This window comes from Proteus vulgaris (genome assembly GCF_023100685.1).
In the GTDB taxonomy this organism is placed as follows: Bacteria; Pseudomonadota; Gammaproteobacteria; order Enterobacterales; family Enterobacteriaceae; genus Proteus.
The window spans coordinates 1,413,977-1,432,027 of the sequence record NZ_CP090064.1 but is presented as its reverse complement, the minus strand read 5'-3'; the positions used below and the strand labels follow the sequence as shown (position 1 = coordinate 1,432,027).

Annotated in this window: 12 protein-coding genes; 5 read left to right on the top strand and 7 right to left on the bottom strand. The window is 37.7% G+C overall.

Annotation, left to right across the window (positions count from 1 at the left end; all coding sequences use genetic code 11):
• Positions 1-6: 6 nt before the first annotated feature.
• Complete coding sequence (gene rlmKL, locus LW139_RS06645; protein WP_247850807.1) at positions 7-2,121, bottom strand: bifunctional 23S rRNA (guanine(2069)-N(7))-methyltransferase RlmK/23S rRNA (guanine(2445)-N(2))-methyltransferase RlmL; 2,115 nt, start codon at positions 2,119-2,121, stop codon at positions 7-9.
• 107 nt (positions 2,122-2,228) lie between these two features.
• Between rlmKL and LW139_RS06640 the strand changes: the two genes are divergently transcribed.
• Positions 2,229-3,353 (top strand): YcbX family protein, encoded by a 1,125-nt coding sequence (locus LW139_RS06640; protein WP_247850806.1) that lies wholly within the window; start codon positions 2,229-2,231, stop codon positions 3,351-3,353.
• Between the two features lie 267 nt (positions 3,354-3,620).
• On the opposite strand, the gene LW139_RS06635 is transcribed toward LW139_RS06640, so the two are convergent.
• The 3 genes from LW139_RS06635 to pepN form a co-directional block, all read right to left on the bottom strand.
• Positions 3,621-4,172: a cell division protein ZapC gene (locus tag LW139_RS06635; protein ID WP_247850804.1), complete on the bottom strand. Its 552-nt coding sequence runs from the start codon at positions 4,170-4,172 to the stop codon at positions 3,621-3,623.
• A gap of 218 nt (positions 4,173-4,390) precedes the next feature.
• The gene (gene pyrD, locus LW139_RS06630; protein ID WP_247850803.1) at positions 4,391-5,401 is read right to left on the bottom strand and encodes a quinone-dependent dihydroorotate dehydrogenase; all 1,011 of its coding nucleotides are present in this window, start codon (positions 5,399-5,401) and stop codon (positions 4,391-4,393) included.
• A 204-nt stretch (positions 5,402-5,605) separates the two neighbouring features.
• On the bottom strand, positions 5,606-8,221 hold the full coding sequence (pepN, locus tag LW139_RS06625) for an aminopeptidase N (protein WP_247850802.1): 2,616 nt from the start codon (positions 8,219-8,221) through the stop codon (positions 5,606-5,608).
• A gap of 341 nt (positions 8,222-8,562) precedes the next feature.
• Between pepN and pncB the strand changes: the two genes are divergently transcribed.
• From pncB to LW139_RS06605, 4 genes are all read left to right on the top strand, one after another.
• Positions 8,563-9,777: a nicotinate phosphoribosyltransferase gene (gene pncB / locus LW139_RS06620; protein WP_166539552.1), complete on the top strand. Its 1,215-nt coding sequence runs from the start codon at positions 8,563-8,565 to the stop codon at positions 9,775-9,777.
• Between the two features lie 257 nt (positions 9,778-10,034).
• Complete coding sequence (gene asnS / locus LW139_RS06615) at positions 10,035-11,435, top strand: asparagine--tRNA ligase (RefSeq protein ID WP_166539626.1); 1,401 nt, start codon at positions 10,035-10,037, stop codon at positions 11,433-11,435.
• A gap of 340 nt (positions 11,436-11,775) precedes the next feature.
• On the top strand, positions 11,776-12,927 hold the full coding sequence (locus LW139_RS06610; protein WP_282186885.1) for a porin: 1,152 nt from the start codon (positions 11,776-11,778) through the stop codon (positions 12,925-12,927).
• Between the two features lie 448 nt (positions 12,928-13,375).
• A complete protein-coding gene (locus tag LW139_RS06605) occupies positions 13,376-14,566 on the top strand; it encodes an amino acid aminotransferase (RefSeq protein WP_227336655.1) in 1,191 nt (396 codons plus the stop codon).
• Positions 14,567-14,724: 158 nt separating this feature from the next.
• Here the strand turns inward: LW139_RS06605 and LW139_RS06600 are convergent, their stop codons facing one another.
• The 3 genes from LW139_RS06600 to ldtD all read right to left on the bottom strand — a co-directional run bounded on the left by LW139_RS06600 (position 14,725) and on the right by ldtD (position 18,018).
• The gene (locus LW139_RS06600) at positions 14,725-15,375 is read right to left on the bottom strand and encodes an MBL fold metallo-hydrolase (RefSeq protein WP_072069661.1); all 651 of its coding nucleotides are present in this window, start codon (positions 15,373-15,375) and stop codon (positions 14,725-14,727) included.
• Positions 15,376-15,412: 37 nt separating this feature from the next.
• Complete coding sequence (locus LW139_RS06595) at positions 15,413-15,961, bottom strand: YcbK family protein (RefSeq protein ID WP_072062789.1); 549 nt, start codon at positions 15,959-15,961, stop codon at positions 15,413-15,415.
• A 329-nt stretch (positions 15,962-16,290) separates the two neighbouring features.
• Entirely contained in the window at positions 16,291-18,018 is a 1,728-nt protein-coding gene (gene ldtD, locus LW139_RS06590) for a L,D-transpeptidase (RefSeq protein ID WP_227336654.1), read from the bottom strand.
• Positions 18,019-18,051 lie beyond the last annotated feature (33 nt).

The window sequence follows — 18,051 nt, the reverse complement described above, 5'->3', positions numbered from 1 at the left end:
TGTAAATTATTCCTCACCAGCATGAGTTAACAGCCAGCAATTGTGGATTTGGCGGTTACGCGCAAAGTCTTGTGATAATGTTTTCTGTGTTATCTCTTTTGCGGATAATCCTATTTTTGCTAACTCTTCATGTTCCATTTTGAACCCACGTTTGTTATTTGAGAACATGATCGTGCCACCTTTTCTCAACAAACGTTTTAGATGTTTCATCAATTCAATATGATCGCGCTGAACATCAAAGGTATTTTCCATACGCTTTGAGTTAGAAAACGTAGGTGGATCGATAAAAATCACATCAAATTGTTCATTGCTTTGCATTAACCATTGTAAACAATCAGCCTGCATTAAACGATGTTGTCTACCTGATAGGCCATTTGCTTGGAAGTTTTTCTCAGCCCATTCAAGGTAGGTACGTGACATATCAACTGTCGTCGTACTTTTTGCACCACCAATCCCAGCGTGTACAGATGCAGTACCGGTATAAGCAAAGAGGTTTAAGAAATCTTTTCCTTTACTCATTTCACCCAGCATTTTTCGTGCAATACGGTGATCTAAAAACAGTCCTGTATCGAGGTAATCCGTAAGATTTACCCAGAATTTTGCACCAAACTCATTAACTAAAAAGAAATCACCCTTCTCTGCCATTTTTTCATACTGTAATTTACCTTTTTGGCGTTGACGGGTTTTTAAAATCAGTTGATCAGAACGTAATGCTAATACTTCCATCGTAGCGCTAATAACATCAAACAAACGTTGGCGTGCTTTATGTTCATTAACTGTTTTAGGTGGTGCATATTCTTGAATAATCACTTTTTCGCCATAACGGTCTACAGCAACATTATATTCAGGTAAATCAGCATCGTATAAGCGATAGCATTCAATTTGCTGTTGTTTTGCCCATTTCGCGAGTTTTTTCTCATTTTTACGCAAACGGTTTGCAAAATCTTCAGCAAGCCCAGTATTAATCGTTGATGGAGTATCAGAAAGTAAATAGTTTTTCTGTACACAATCAAGAGGGCCATTTTTTGCTTTGAACTCACGTTCTGCACGTAATTGAATACAACTCAATAATTCAGGTGACGCACTAAATAGCGATAATCGCCAACCCGGGAAGTGTGCCTTTATAGCTCTTCCTAATTGACTATGCAGTGCAATTAGTGCTGGCTCACTTTCTAAACGTTCACCATAAGGCGGGTTACTAATAATTGTTCCTTTTACTTCCGCTGACACAGGACTAGTTAGTTTTGCCGCATCACCATGAGCAAAGGTAATTAAATCAGCAACATCAGCTCTACGCGCATTAGCTCTAGCCATATCCAACACGCGTTTATCAACATCAAAACCATAAAAACGGGAGGCTGTATTCTTTTTGCCTTCACGAAAACGCGCAAAAGCCTCATGAGTAACTTCTTTCCACAATGTTTCATCATGGCCTAACCAATGACGAAAACCCCAATGCACTCGGTTTAATGCTGGAGCACAGTCTGTCGCCATCATGGCAGCTTCGATTAGTAATGTTCCTGAGCCACACATTGGGTCAATTAATGGTGTATCGGTTTTCCAACCAGAACGCATAATAATCGCAGCCGCTAAATTTTCTTTTAAAGGTGCTTGCCCAGTTAAATCACGATAACCACGTTGATGTAAGCCATCACCACTTAAGTCTAAAGAGAGTGATGCTTTTTCTTTATGAAGATGAATAGTTAAGCGAATATCAGGAGATTGCTTAGCCACATCAGGACGTTGCCCTATTTTGCGTTGAAATGAGTCAACGATGGCATCTTTTGCTTTTAATGCACCATATTGACTATTACGAATAATGTCATTAGTACCATTAAAATGGATAGCAAAGGTCTGATTAACAGTAAAAATTTCACTCCAATCAATTGCCTGCACACCAAGATATAAGTCTAGATCGCTATAAACATTGAATTCATTTAACGGCAACATAATACGTGACGCTAAACGACTCCAAAGTAAAGACTGATACATGGTTTTATCATCAGCACGAAAATAAACACCGCCTTGTGTTATCTGGCAAGCCTGAGCACCAAGGTGTTCAAGTTCAGATTTTAATAGTTCTTCCAGACCTCGGCCTGTGCTGGCAAACAGAGAGCGCATAGTATTGTTACCACCTAAAATAAAATTGTTGGGCATTATAGCTAATTGTATTACGTTGTCATAAAGTTACTGGCTATAAAAAATAATAATGTCTTTTGGGAGCACCGATGATCAACGTTTCACGCCTTTATATACACCCAGTTAAATCAATGAAGGGAATTCGACTTTCTCATGCATTTGCTCGTGAGAGCGGATTCACGTTTGATCGTGATTTTATGATAACTACCCCAGAAGGGACGTTTATCACGGCACGAAAATTTCCCGTTTTGCTGTGTTTTATTCCCACTGTCATGGCAAATGGTATTTATATTCAAGCACCTGATGGTGAGGGTATTGCTATCACCTATCAAGATTTTGAGACCACATTGCAACCGACAGAAGTTTGGGGCAACCATTTTACCGCGTATGTGGCTCCAGATGAAATAAATCAGTGGTTCAGTCGTTATTTAAAAATGGATGTTCAACTTCGTTGGACTGGCGAAAAATCGACACGTCGAGTGAAAAAAAATCCAGAAACCGCTGTTTCTTTCGCTGATGGTTACCCTTACTTATTAATTAATGAAGCCTCATTTCAATACTTACAACAACGCTGCCCCGCTTCAATTAATATTGAGCAATTTCGAGGTAATATCCTCATAACAGGTGCAAAGCCTTTTGAAGAAGATACTTGGCAGACTATTCGTGTTGGCTCTGTTGTGATGGATCTGATGAAACCTTGTAGCCGTTGCATCATGACCACAATTAGTATTGATAAAGGCGTTAAACATCCTAACACAGAACCACTTGCAACACTGCAAACATTCCGTAGTGATGAAACAGGTGATGTCGATTTTGGTCAAAATGTCATCATTCGCCAAACTGGTATTATTCGTGTAGGAGATACTGTTGAAGTATTAGCTTATAAAGAAGTAAAACAGTATCTTGTAACAGCAGCTGTTGAAACACCATCAGCGCCCGTCATTGAAAACACACAGGAACAGACTGTCAGCATTGAATTTAACGGCGAGGTTTTTGAAGGTAATAACCAAGAAGTCCTGTTAGAACAGCTTGAAAACAATGGTTATACCATTCCTTATAGTTGCCGAGCTGGCCTTTGTGGCTCTTGCGTTATCCAATTGGATGAAGGCGATGTTAATGCATTAAAAGCCGGCGCAATTAAACGTTCAGGTAAAATTTTAGCCTGTAGCTGTATTCCTAACGGTAATGTGAAACTTTCACTTAATAAAAAATAACACTTATCTTTATCACAAATTAAAAGAAGGTAATTTGTCCTTATCTTCTTTTTTATTTTAAATAAAATAGTTTATTTAATAAGAATTATCTTATTAAGACCTAAGTAATGAATATTGATAAACTCATTTTATTTGTTTCTAGAAATATATTGTAAGAAAAAATAATAGAGATTTGATTTTAGGAAGCGTTGTTTAAGGTGAATTTGTTTTTGGAATGTTAAATTAATGAGTAATAATAAAAAGAGTAAGTCCTTTTTACTCTTTTTGTTAAATAACTTTTTCGTACAAAAATGATCCTGACTCCGACTCTTTATGGTAATTGCTTAACCTGTCATTCATAATTTTTATTGGGTCACAAAAATTAAGTGTTCTATCGAATAACGTTAATTGCGGTTGCGCTAATAAACATAAACAAGCTTGAGTACCCACTTCTGCCACTAAAAAAAGGGCTGTTTCATTACCTTCTTTTAATGAAGCCTCTACCACTTGAGATAAATAAGGGTTGATTTGATTATTGTTAACTTCAAAATACCAACTCTTAGGCATCAGTGGCTTTAAAAAGCGATGGGCTATTAATGCATTTAAAGCTAATTCAGCTCTTGATTCTGATGGCATATCAATTTGGCGGATCTGCTCATCGTATCCATAATAAAGAGCTGCATCATCGACGGTAAAAGATGCTGATTGCCGAGCACTCTCACTCAACATTTTGCTTGGAAAGCGAGAACGAAAAACCATGCCATTGGCTAAATCAAGCATTAATCTTTGTTGCTCAACATCAAAATACCAACGCCAGCGATCATCGGGTTTTATTATCACTAATTAATCCCCCTTCGATTCATTACCTGTTTTATACTCTGACAAATAATCAAAATTAAATGACATAAATAAAATATTTAATATCACCTAACAAAAACAGGATTCATTTTACTATTAATTAAGCACAATCAGTGCAATTTAATAAAAAATAACCAACTAGGGGCAATATAAACGAGTTAAGGGCAGAAGAAAAGCCCTTAACTCATTATAAAATGTATTTAGATATGATTAATTATAGATTTGATAAGTGCAGGACCTTGATAAATGAATCCTGAATAGACTTGAATGAGAGAAGCACCAGCATCCATTTTCTCTCTTGCTGCAGTTAATGAATCAATTCCACCTACACCAATAATAGGTAATACGCCTTTTAATTCTTCATTTAATTGGCGAATTATTTGTGTGCTTTTTGATTGTACCGGACGACCACTTAATCCCCCAGCTTCATTACAGTGATCTAATCCACTGACTAATGACTTATCTAATGTGGTATTTGTCGCAATAACACCATCAATATGATGACGCACTAAGCTATCTGCAACTTGAATTAATTCTTCATGTGTTAAATCAGGTGCAATTTTGACAGCAACAGGAACATATTTTTGATATTTTCCTTGCAACTCTAATTGTTTATTTTTAATTGCTGATAACAAATCGTCTAATGCTTCACCATATTGCAGTGTACGCAAGCCCGGAGTATTTGGTGATGAAATATTGATCGCGATATAACCAGCATGTGCATAAACTTTTTCCATACAAATCAGATAATCGTCTTTACCTTGCTCTACAGGAGTATCTTTATTTTTACCAATATTAATACCTAGCATACCGCCATAACGAGATTGTTTTACATTTTCAATAAGGTTATCAACACCGAGATTATTAAATCCCATACGGTTAATTAACCCTTCAGCTTCCACTAAACGAAATAAACGCGGTTTATCATTTCCAACTTGAGGACGTGGCGTCACAGTGCCGACTTCAATAAAACCAAATCCCATAGCACCAAGTGCATCTATACAATCACCGTTCTTATCAAGACCAGCAGCAAGACCAAGTGGATTTTTAAATGAGAGTCCCATACAGGAAACAGGTTTTGAAGGAAGTGATTGCTGAATAAGAAATTGAAATGGGGAATGAGATAAACGTTTTAACTGACGGAAGGTAAAATCATGGGCACGTTCAGGATCTAGCCGAAACAATGCCTTCCTTACTAAGGAATAATACATACGATCTCCATTGAGAATATCGGGTATTAGGAATGATATGTCTACGACAATTTAAGCGTCGTGCATCATATAGATAAAAGCACGAAAAGTAAACGCTTCAATTTCACAATTTGCCATAAAAAATCCCCAGACTATGCTGGGGATCTGATTATCATGCTAATTTTTCGTTACATGTTCACTCATAAAGTGATATTGAGCGCGAGATTAATCAGCTAACGCTTTGGTAATTTTCTCATAGAGATCACCTGATAAATTCTCAAGTGCTTTCAGTTTTAATAACTCTGCACGCATTTTTTCTTGGCATGTTGCGTCATAACGTTTTAAACGAATAAACGGTTCAATAAGGCGTGAAGCAACTTGTGGATTACGACTATTTAAGTCAGTCAGAATTTCTGTCAATAATAAGTAACCAGAACCATCTTCAGCATGAAAAGCCACTGGATTATTATTCACAAATGCACCGATTAACGCACGAGTACGGTTAGGATTTGCTAGTGTAAAGGAGCGATGAGATAACAGACTACGTACTGTCTGTAACACATCTTTTGCTGGGCTCATGGCTTGTAAGCTAAACCATTTGTCCATCACTAAACCATCTTGATGCCATTTATCATCGAACTCTTGTAATAACGCATCTTTGCAAGGTAACTGCGCCATTACAGCAGCATTAAGTGCGGCAAGAGCATCAGTCATGTTATCGCTGTTGTGATATTGCGCATCGACAAGTTGATTACCTGTTTGCTCATTTTCAACCGCTAAATAACCTAAGCAAACATTACGTAAATCACGCTTTGCAATATCATCATGATTAACACGATAAGCACCAATATGCATAGAATGGTAAACAGCAGAGAATTCATCTGCCATTTCAGTTGCCAGTGTTTTACGAATAAAGCCAAGTGCTTCATGAATAGCTATTGGATCAATAATACTAAATGATTCACCTGCTTCGACATCTGTTGGTAATGTCAGAATAAGTGCAGCTAATGCAGGATCGATATCTTTATCAAGCAATACTGCGCGGAAAGCATCAATCACCATTTCAGGAAGAATGCAGTTTTCACCTTTTTGAACTCGAGTAACATTTTCTTTTATATAGCGGCCCAACAATGATTGTGCTGCATCCCAACGTGAAAATGCATTACGAGCATATTTCATTAAAAAGGACAATTGCTCATCCGTAAATGGATAATCAAGTTTTACAGGCGCAGAGAACTCACGTAATAAAGATGGGATTGGCTGTTCTGGAACGTCATCAAATACAAATTGTTGTTCTTCACGGACGATATTCAATACATTAGAAATCGCCTGACCTTGTGAACGCAGAGGGATCACATTGCCTTTATGATCATACAATTCAATATCTAATGGAATGTGTAGCACTTGTTTTTCAGCTTGATCAGCTGTTGGTGGTGTCATTTGACTAACAGTTAAGGTGTATTGCTTTTTATTCACATTATAGCTGTCACGCACTGTCAGTTGTGGTGTACCTGATTGGCTATACCAACGACGGAATAAAGTGAGATCCACATTAGAAGCATCTTCCATCGCTTGAATAAAATCGTCACAGGTAGCAGCACTACCGTCGTGACGATGAATATACATTTGAATGCCCGCTTGGAATTGCGCTTCACCTAATAAAGTGTGGATCATTCTGATCACTTCTGAGCCTTTTTCATATACTGTTAAAGTATAGAAGTTGTTCATTTCGATCACACTATCAGGACGAATTGGATGTGCCATTGGGCTTGCATCTTCTGCAAACTGTGCGGTACGCATCACTCGTACATTATTGATACGATTAACAGAGCGAGAGCCTAAATCTGAACTGAATTCTTGATCACGGAAAACCGTTAAACCTTCTTTTAGGCTTAACTGGAACCAATCACGACAAGTAATTCGGTTGCCTGTCCAGTTATGGAAATATTCATGACCAATAACAGACTCAATGCCTAAATAATCTTTGTCGGTTGCCGTTTCACTTTTTGCTAGCACATATTTAGAGTTAAAGACATTCAGTCCTTTATTCTCCATCGCACCCATATTAAAGAAATCAACAGCGACTATCATATAGATATCGAGATCGTATTCTAAATTAAAGCGAGATTGATCCCATGCCATCGCATTTTTCAATGATGTCATTGCCCAATCTGCACGATCTAAATTGCCTTTATCAACAAAAAGCTCTAAAGCAACTTCACGACCACTTTTGGTGATAAAAGTATCTCGTAATACATCAAAATCACCCGCAACAACTGCAAATAAGTAACTTGGTTTTGGATGTGGATCTTCCCATGTTACCCAATGACGTCCATCTTCAAGTTCACCTTGTGCGATACGGTTACCATTAGATAATAAATAAGGATACTGTTTTTTATCTGCAGTAATTGTTGTGGTGTAACGAGCTAACACATCAGGTCTATCTAGATAATAAGTAATATGACGGAAACCTTCAGCTTCGCATTGTGTACACAATGCGTCACCTGACACATACAGCCCTTCTAATGCTGTATTGGCTGATGGATTAATTTCGTTGACAATTTTTAATGTAAATTGCTCTGGTAATTGTTCAATGATGAGTTTGCCGTTTTCTTCTTTATAGTGTGTCCAAGCAACATCATTAACTGAAATTGATTTTAATGTTAAATCTTCACCATCTAATACTAATGCTGTCGCATTTGAGTTTAGACGTTTACATTGGCTGATCGCTGTAACCTGAGTGTTTTCTTTATCTAAGATAAAATCAAGATGTAAATCGGTGATTGTGTAGTCAGGGGCTCGATAATCTTTGCGAAATTTCGCGATTCTTTGTTGTGTCATAGAAAAAAACCTTTTAGTTAACACGACTATTTAACGGTTATATTGCCAAAGCTTACTCGTCAAAAATCTGTTTAGCCAGTCGAATATTCAATTGAAAACATTAAAAGTCAACAGAATGTTAATAGTTTATTAATACATGTAATCAATTTATTTGGTAAATGATGCTAATATACTCCCAAATTATGTTTAACGTGGTAAACTCATCTAAGTTTTACAGCTTGTTTTTATGTTGCAGAGAAATATTGTCGAATAGTGACGCTTTGTCGCCATATTCGGGTATACTCTCCAACCTTAACGATTTAGCAGACATAAAAACGCTCCGTGAGGATGCTTGACGCGCTATGATTTTAGACGCTACACCGATTATTACATCACTGTTGGATACCGATGCATACAAGCTCCACATGCAACAAGCGGTTTACCATCATTATAGTGATATTCCTGTCGTTGCTGAGTTCCGCTGTCGGAGTGATGAACGTCTAGGTGAATATGCAACAACCTTACGCCATCAAGTTAACATGATGGCAGACTTGTCATTAACGAATGAAGAATTTGACTATCTTCAGAGTCTCCCTTTTTTCAAAAATGACTATCTGCAATGGTTTAAGCATTTCCGCTTTAAGCCAGAACAAGTCCATATTTCAACCACACCTGAAAACCAACTTACCATAAAAATTACAGGCCCTTGGCGTGAAGTTATTTTATGGGAAGTACCTTTGTTGGCTTTAGTGAGTGAAATTGTACATCGTGCTCGTTCACCTCAAATCACACCAGATGACGCAGTTAATCAATTACGTAAATTAATTGATATCTTCTACCGTGATGCGGCTGAACAGCAGATTGACTTAGCCGATTTTAAATTGATGGATTTTGGTACTCGTCGCCGTTTTTCTTATGATGTACAGTGCGCCATTGTGGATGAGCTGAAAAATCATTTCCCTTATCTTATTGGTACAAGTAACTATCATTTAGCAGAACGCATGCAATTAGCCCCTGTGGGTACACAAGCTCATGAGTGGTTTCAGGCGCATCAGCAGATTAGTCCAGAGCTGGCCAATAGCCAGCGCGCAGCTTTACAATCTTGGTTAGATGAATACCCCGATCAATTAGGTATTGCATTAACTGACTGTATTACGATGGATGCTTTTTTGCGTGATTTTGATAAGGCCTTTGCAGAGAGTTATCAAGGTTTACGTCACGACTCTGGTGATCCTATTGAATGGGGTGAAAAAGCGATTGCGCATTATGAGAAACTGGGCATCGACCCAATGAGTAAAGTATTAGTCTTTTCTGATAGCCTCGATTTTCAAAAGGCATTAGTACTTTATAAACATTTCCATAAACGCATTCGTTTAATCTTTGGTATTGGTACTCGGCTCACTTGTAACATTCCAGAGATAACGCCACTTAATATTGTCATTAAGCTGGTGGAGTGTAATGGTAAGCCCGTTGCTAAATTATCAGATAGCCCAGGCAAAACCATTTGCGAAGACGATGATTTTGTTGACAAGCTACGCAAAGCCTTTGATGTTCCACTTGTCAAACAAGCCTGTTAATTAGCTAAAAACCTTCATTAATAAAAGAAAGGGTAATAATTACCCTTTCTTTTGTCATAACCCCTACTTTTATCAATATTTCTCCTATTTTTGTCAATTTATTTTATACAAAAGCTTTTCTCTTCTTTATTGACTCTTTAAACTAAAATTTCCTACTTGTTTCCTGCGCTATTGCAAGTAACATAGAAAAACTGTCCGACAGGGGCAGAGTGAATTAACCAAACAATTATTTTAATTAAACGAAGAGAGATTTATTTATGATCGTTGCGCCTGTAGTCGACGTACTGCAAGGCCGTATCGCGGTTGGCGAAGACGTCACCGTTCGCGGTTGGGTACGTACAAGAAGAGATTCAAAAGCTGGTATCTCATTTCTTACCGTCTATGACGGTTCCTGCTTTAATCCAGTACAGGCCATCATTAATAATAATTTACCGAATTATCAAGATGAAGTGCTGCACTTAACCACAGGTTGTTCTGTGGAAGTCACCGGTAAAATTGTTGAATCTCCGGGCCAGGGACAGAACTTTGAAATTCATGCCACCAATATTATTGTGGTAGGAATGGTCGATGATCCGGAAACTTATCCGATGGCCGCCAAACGTCATAGTATTGAGTACCTACGTGAAGTTGCTCACCTTCGTCCTCGTACTAACTTAATTGGTGCAGTTGCTCGTGTTCGTCACACATTAGCACAAGCACTACATCGTTTCTTCGATGAACAAGGCTTCTTCTGGGTTTCTACGCCACTGATCACTGCGGCTGATACTGAAGGTGCAGGTGAAATGTTCCGTGTCTCTACACTTGATATGAACAATCTGCCACGCACAGATAAAGGCGAAGTCGATTTCAGTGAAGACTTTTTTGGCCGTGAAGCGTTTTTAACCGTATCAGGTCAATTAAATGGTGAGACTTATGCCTCTGCATTAAGCAAAGTGTATACTTTTGGTCCAACATTCCGTGCTGAAAACTCAAATACCAGTCGTCACCTTGCTGAATTCTGGATGGTTGAGCCTGAAGTGGCATTTGCTGATCTTAACGATATCGCAGCCCTTGCTGAAAAAATGTTGAAATACACCTTTGCAGCCGTATTAGCAGAGCGTAAAGATGATATGGAGTTCTTTGCACAACGTGTCGATAAAGACGCTATCTCACGCTTAGAGAACTTTATCACCTCTGATTTTGCTCAAATCGATTATACCGATGCAGTTACTGTGCTTGAAAACTGTGGTGAGAAATTTGAAAACCCAGTTTATTGGGGTGTTGACCTCTCTTCTGAGCATGAGCGTTACCTTGCAGAGAAACACTTTAAAGCACCTGTTGTTGTAAAAAACTACCCTAAAGATATCAAAGCATTCTATATGCGTATGAATGAAGACGGTAAAACAGTTGCAGCAATGGACGTGTTAGCGCCGGGAATTGGTGAAATCATCGGTGGTTCTCAACGTGAAGAACGTTTAGATATGTTTGATAAACGTTTAGAAGAAATGGGAATGAACAAAGAAGACTACTGGTGGTATCGCGACCTGCGTCGTTATGGCACCGTACCTCATTCAGGATTTGGTTTAGGTTTTGAACGTTTAGTTGCTTATGTGACCGGTGTCGCAAACGTTCGTGAAGTTATTCCATTCCCACGTACACCAAGAAATGCAGATTTTTAATTTAGTGATTAATTAGTATTCAACTGAAAATTTGCATTGCTGTTTTATTGTACTAGTTTTACTTAAGTGAAGAAGCCAACCGCAAGGTTGGCTTTTTTTATGCATGGCTGTTATTTAATTCAAAAGTTCCCCAAAATACATACTTTGAAATACATAGTTACAATTTGTTACACTTTTTTCGTTTTTGTAGCAAATTGGGGGTAGATAAAATTTTTTACCAATGGAACACTGTCACCCGACACAGACGACACTTAACTCTCATAAATAGTTCCATAAAAATTAAGAAACTATTTCTGGCAGTGGCAAAGGTGTCTGAATAACACCAATGAGGGTAATAATAATGATGAAGCGCAATCTTCTTGCAGTGGTAATCCCAGCTTTAATGTTTGCTGGTGCAGCAAACGCAGCTGAAATGTATAACAAAGACGGCAACAAAGTAGACATCTACGGTAAAGTTGACGTTCGTCATTACTTCGCTAATAAAGATTCAGGTGAAGACGGTGATGCATCTCGTGCACGTATCGGCTTCAAAGGCGAAACTCAAATCAATAAAGATTTAGTTGGTTTCGGTCGTTTTGAATACGAAGTTAAAACTAACACAACTGAAAGCGAAAACTCTTCAAAAACTCGTTTCGCTTACGCTGGTTTTAAATTTGCTGACTTCGGTTCACTAGACTACGGTCGTAACTACGGTGTAATTTACGACACCAACGCATGGACAGACGTTCTGCCTTTATGGGGCGGTGACTCAATGGCACAAACTGATGTGTTCATGACTGGCCGTACTACTGGCGTTCTGACTTACCGTAACAACAACATGTTTGGTTATGTTGATGGCCTGAGCTTTGCTCTGCAATACCAAGGCAAAAACAACGAAAATACCAACAATGCTCGTGGTAAATACGACCCTAAAAACCCAGACCTACATGATGCTGATGTAAAAGCTAATGGTGATGGTTTTGGTTTCTCTACAGCTTATGACTTAGGCTGGGGCGTAACACTGGGTGGTGGTTATTCTAACTCTGCTCGTACAGCTCCACAACAACACGCTAGCTTAGCTGGTGGTGAGCGTGCTGAAGCATGGAACTTCGGTGGTAAGTTCGAAGCAAACAATGTTTACTTAGCAGCAATGTACGGTGAAACCCGTAACATGACTTACTTTGGTAAGGCTAAAGATGCTTTAATTGCTAACAAAACTCAAAATATCGAGTTAACTGCACAGTATGACTTTAAAGATTTAGGTATCAAACCTTCTTTAGCATATGTCCAATCTAAAGGTAAAGATTTAGGTCGTGATATTGGTGCTACTGGATATGATAACAATCAAGATTTAGTTAAATATATCTCTGTAGGTTCTTTCTACAAATTTAACAAAAACATGACTGCTGTGATTGATTATAAAATCAACCTGTTAGACAAAAATGATTTCACTAAAGATGCTAACGTTGCAACTGACAACGTAGTTGGTTTAGGTCTGACTTATCAGTTCTAATTACCGCTTAGGTAATTAAACAGTCAAGTTAATTGATTTGAAAAGCAACACTTCGGTGTTGCTTTTTTATTTGTCCCCCTACTTCCAATCTTAATCTCTTGTTATTTAGCTCGCTTTTTTCTTCTTATTCTTAATATTTTCTTTCTTTTTATTTTTGCATTGGCAGTGGATCTGTTTATTTATTCACTGAAAAATATTACCACTTCTTTATTTTTAACAATCTAAAAAAGTTTATCATACTAAACAATTATGTCTTTTTAGTGATTATTTTTACATGTTAATGTAATCACAGGATATTCACTTATTTACATCTTGATTTGCTATTTATTCTCACTTAGTTCACAACTTCTTGTTAATTTCTCTACAAACAGTTGGCAAAAAGGCCTCATAGCGTTACTCTTGATACTCATATTTTGGCTTCGTTTTGAGCTTAGGGAACAATTACACTATGTTTGAGAAAATCATTGCTGCACCAGCCGATCCTATTCTGGGTTTAGCTGATAGTTTCCGTTCTGATCCTCGTGAAAACAAAATTAACTTAGGGATTGGTGTTTATAAGGATGAAACAGGTAAAACCCCTGTTTTAACCACTGTTAAGAAAGCAGAAAAATACCTGTTAGAAAACGAAACCACTAAAAATTACCTTCCTATTAGCGGTATCCCTGAATTTGGCAATGTGACCCAAGCACTTTTGTTTGGTGAACAACACCCTATTATCACTGAAAAACGCGCACGTACAGCTCAAGCACCGGGTGGTACAGGTGCTTTACGTATTGCTGCGGATTTTATTGCTCAACAAACCACAGCAAAACGCGTTTGGATTAGTAACCCTACTTGGCCTAACCATAACAACATTTTCCAAACTGCAGGTCTTGAGATCTGCAATTATGATTATTACGATGCAAAAAATCGTGGGTTAGATTTTGAAGGCATGTTAGCAAGCCTTGCTAAAGCTCAAGCGGGTGATGTTGTTCTGTTCCACGGTTGCTGCCATAACCCAAGCGGTATTGATCCAACTGAAGAACAATGGCGTCAATTAGCTGAACTATCAGCAGAAAAAGGCTGGTTACCTGTTTTTGACTTTGCATACCAAGGTTTTGCTCGCGGTCTTCAAGAAGATGCTCAAGGCTTACGTCTCTTTGCAGAAAAAAATCCTGAGCTTATTGTTGCTAGTTCATATTCTAAAAACTTCGGTCTTTACAATGAACGTGTCGGTGCATGCACCATTGTCACCAAAGACAGCGACACTGCTGAAAAAGCCTTTAGCCAAGCAAAAGCAATTATTCGTGCCAACTATTCAAACCCACCAGCACACGGTGCTTCAGTAGTAACAACTATTCTTTCTAATCCAGAGTTAAAAGAAGAATGGATTGAAGAGCTAACAACCATGCGCGAACGTATTCAGCGTATGCGTCAACTGTTAGTGACGACACTGCAAGAAAAAGGTGCTAAGCAAGACTTTAGCTTTATTATTGACCAAAATGGTATGTTTTCATTTAGTGGTTTAAATAAAGAACAAGTTGAGCGTTTACGCGCTGAATACGGTATTTATATCGTAGGCTCAGGTCGTATTAACGTAGCTGGTTTAACTCTTGAGAATATGGTTCCACTATGTGAAGCCATTGTTGCAGTACTCTAATTACCTTATAAAGTGTAATTAAGATAAATACCACGTTATTAATAACGTGGTATTTTTATTTAGATCAATAAAAATATAAATCTCATTTTTTACTGATAAAAAAGCTCTTTATAATAAAGAGCTTTCATATTTATTCGCTTATAGCCACTATTACCAGATCACCAGATTGGCATTTCATCTTGTAAAAACGGATTGTATTGGCGCTCATGACCTAAATTAGACATAGGGCCATGTCCCGGAATAAACAAATAATCATCACCTAAAGGTAAGACTTTATTTTTGATTGATGCAATAAGATCGGCATGGTTTCCACGCGGGAAATCGGTACGACCAATACTTTCTTTAAATAAAACATCACCCATTGAAATAAGTTTATTCTGGTGATTAACAAAAATAATATGTCCTGGTGTATGACCAGGGCAATGTAAAACAGATAACGAAATTGTTTTACCGATTGTCACGGTATCACCCTCATTTAACCAACTATCTGGTGTAAATGATTTTCCACAAGGAAAATTAAACATACGACACTGTTGTTCTAATTCTTCAAGTAGAAAACTATCATCTTTATGTGGCCCATAAACAGGAACATTAAAATGCTCAACAATTTGAGAGGTGCCTGCAATATGATCAAAGTGTCCGTGTGTTAATAATACTTTGGTTAATGTTAATTGGCGGGCTTCGATTTCTGCAATAAGCGTTTCGACATCTCCACCAGGATCAACAATTGCCGCTTCCTTCGTTTCATCACACCAAATAAGGGTGCAATTTTGCATATAGTTTGTCACAGGTACAATGTGATACATCATGAATCACTCCACTCTCTATTAACTAATTCTCAATAGATTACCATGAGCGAACAGGTCCTGTATCAATATGCACAAAATTACTTCTCGGATAATATCCAACACCACCCGCTTTCATTCTTAGCGCCACTTGACGAACTTTTGAAAGTTCTGTGCCTACTAAGCGAAAATCCATTGCTTGTCCGCGAGTATGGTAGCTTTTCTTAGCGACACCACTGCTGCTTTGGCGCAAATTATTATTGGTCACTAAAGAGCGATAACCTGAAATAAGTTCAACGGGTTTATTGTTATTCAGCATTACTTGCAGTAAATAGATTTGGTCAAACAGGGCGGGATCAATTGTTTTAATTTTATTTTGTCGGTAATCTCTAAACAAATGGTTTAGTTTAGCAAGCTCATGTTTATTATAACGTTTTCCATCAAAAAACTCGGCTTTAATAGTTTCACCAGTATTTAAATTATTAAAGCGAAGAATTTTTGGGCGAGGTGTAGCTAATGAAGCAAAAGCATGAGAAGGCAATAAACCTAACCCCACTGCGGCCATACCGAGCCCCAGCCACTTACGGCGGTGTGAATCAATAATATCCATAGTATATGCACTCAAAAAATTATTTTAGGAGGAAGAACCTTTATTATGACAATATTTTTCCCGAATTGTTTCTTATGGTTTGTATAGTATTGTAAATAACAATTCATTTTAATTTATCAGCATTTCAAATCTTATTAATTTAGTTATTTATACTAAAGACTCTTTTTATCATTCTATTTTTAATAGAAATTTTAAAAATATTTTGTATATTTATTACTCTTTCATTTTTCTTATTAAAAAATACAATATATAAAAATATCTCATTGATTTATATATAAATAAAGGGCGACCAATTTAGCCGCCCTTTATTCAATTTATACTTTTTTATATTACAAGTATTTCTTAATATTCTCTAAATAAGGTTGGGCATTTGAAATGCTTTTGTCATAACCATAAATATCTGCACGATATTGAGGTGCATTTTCCTGCGCTACCCATGCGGTTTGATAATATAAATAAACTGGGATACGTTCAGGAATTGGGGCATATTGTGTTGAACCACGTTTTAATGCCGCATCAATTCTATCTTGTTTCCATCCTGCATCACCCAATAAAATTGAAGCAAGCTCAGAGGCTTTATTTACACGAATACAACCTGAACTGATTGCTCTCATGTTTTTTGAGAATAATGAATGATTTGGAGTGTCATGCAGATATATCGCATCTGAATTTGGCATATTAAATTTATAACGCCCTAATGAGTTTGTTGGCCCCGGAGCCTGCCAAATTCGGTAAGGGAAATTATTTGCACTCATATTTTGCCAATCAATATCATACGGATTAATTGGGTAAGCATCATTTCCCCATCCAGAGTAAATGGTATATCCCTTACGGCTAAAGTAGCTAGGATCAGCTTTACCTCTAGGCACAATATCTTTACGTGTCATGCTTGTTGGCACATTCCAAGGTGGATTAACCACTACATTGTTCAGCGCGCTGCTCATAATCGGCGTTTTTCTATCTGGTCTGCCAACAATCACTTTTGAATCAAGAATAAGCTCATTATTGGCATAAAAATAGAGTGAAAAATCAGGAATATTCACCCAAATTCCAGTATCACCTATGGCCGGTGTTAACCGAAGACGTTGAATATTTAATGCCATAATACTGGCACGTTGTGCGGGGGTTATATTCAACCACACTCGCGTTTGTCGCCCTATAACACCATCTGGCTCTAACCCATGAGCCGTTTGAAATAATTTAACAGTCGCAACTAAAGGCGCATCATAAACAGTTGTTGCAATTTCTTGTTCATTTTCTGCTAATTCAGGGATCAGTTTTAAATGGCGCAAAATTTGTCTAAGTGCTAAGACTTCTTCAGAGGATTGATTTGGCTTTAATGATCCTGTTCCTTTCATTTCAGGCCAAACAACCGCACTATGTAATTGCTTGCGCACTTCTTCTTTCATTAAACTGTAATAAGGATGAGAAGGTGCATAAGAAATAACGAAACTGCCTAAAGTGTTATTTTGAATATTTTGTTGTAGATCAACCACGAATTTATCCGATGGTGATGGCAAAGTTTGTGCAGCATTACGATACAGTAAAGATGCACCTGATTTATTCACTTGCTCAACAAAACTGATATAACCAAGAAATGCGTCTGATAAAATAATATCACGCCCTTCTTTTGTTAACTCTGGTGTTTCTAATTGTACTAACCATTGCCCAAATTGAGGCTGAATACCTGAAATAGCCACTTCTGCAATTTGTTCTTGTAATTGCTGTGCGATTTTTTCATCTTGCCAAATAAGTACGAGGTTATTCGCTTGGTAGACTTTTACCAGTTGAGTTAAATATGATGGTTTATATCCTATTGGGAGCCACGACTGTAACTTTGCTTTTGCCTCTAACTCAGTCACTTGTGGGATATTCATTGCCACGTTGGCGGGTGCTAGCATCGTTTCATTAATGACAGGCACTAATGTCTCAGTTTCTGTTTCGGGTGTAGATAACACAACTGATTCAGTTTCAGTTGCCACAGCGTAATGCCCTGAAAGCAGTGTGCCTATAACAACTGAATATGCGATTGCTCTTTTAATTGGTTGGTGCGCCATAAATCCTCTACCCTCATCCCTTATTATTATTTT

Excerpts from the sequence above, each read along its gene's own strand:
- rlmKL (WP_247850807.1), bottom strand. The coding sequence starts at position 2,121 with ATGCGCTCTCTGTTTGCCAGCACAGGCCGAGGTCTGGAAGAACTATTA.
- LW139_RS06640 (WP_247850806.1), top strand. The coding sequence starts at position 2,229 with ATGATCAACGTTTCACGCCTTTATATACACCCAGTTAAATCAATGAAG.
- pyrD (WP_247850803.1), bottom strand. The coding sequence starts at position 5,401 with ATGTATTATTCCTTAGTAAGGAAGGCATTGTTTCGGCTAGATCCTGAA.
- pepN (WP_247850802.1), bottom strand. The coding sequence starts at position 8,221 with ATGACACAACAAAGAATCGCGAAATTTCGCAAAGATTATCGAGCCCCT.
- pncB (WP_166539552.1), top strand. The coding sequence starts at position 8,563 with ATGATTTTAGACGCTACACCGATTATTACATCACTGTTGGATACCGAT.
- asnS (WP_166539626.1), top strand. The coding sequence starts at position 10,035 with ATGATCGTTGCGCCTGTAGTCGACGTACTGCAAGGCCGTATCGCGGTT.
- LW139_RS06610 (WP_282186885.1), top strand. The coding sequence starts at position 11,776 with ATGATGAAGCGCAATCTTCTTGCAGTGGTAATCCCAGCTTTAATGTTT.
- LW139_RS06605 (WP_227336655.1), top strand. The coding sequence starts at position 13,376 with ATGTTTGAGAAAATCATTGCTGCACCAGCCGATCCTATTCTGGGTTTA.
- LW139_RS06600 (WP_072069661.1), bottom strand. The coding sequence starts at position 15,375 with ATGATGTATCACATTGTACCTGTGACAAACTATATGCAAAATTGCACC.
- LW139_RS06595 (WP_072062789.1), bottom strand. The coding sequence starts at position 15,961 with ATGGATATTATTGATTCACACCGCCGTAAGTGGCTGGGGCTCGGTATG.
- ldtD (WP_227336654.1), bottom strand. The coding sequence starts at position 18,018 with ATGGCGCACCAACCAATTAAAAGAGCAATCGCATATTCAGTTGTTATA.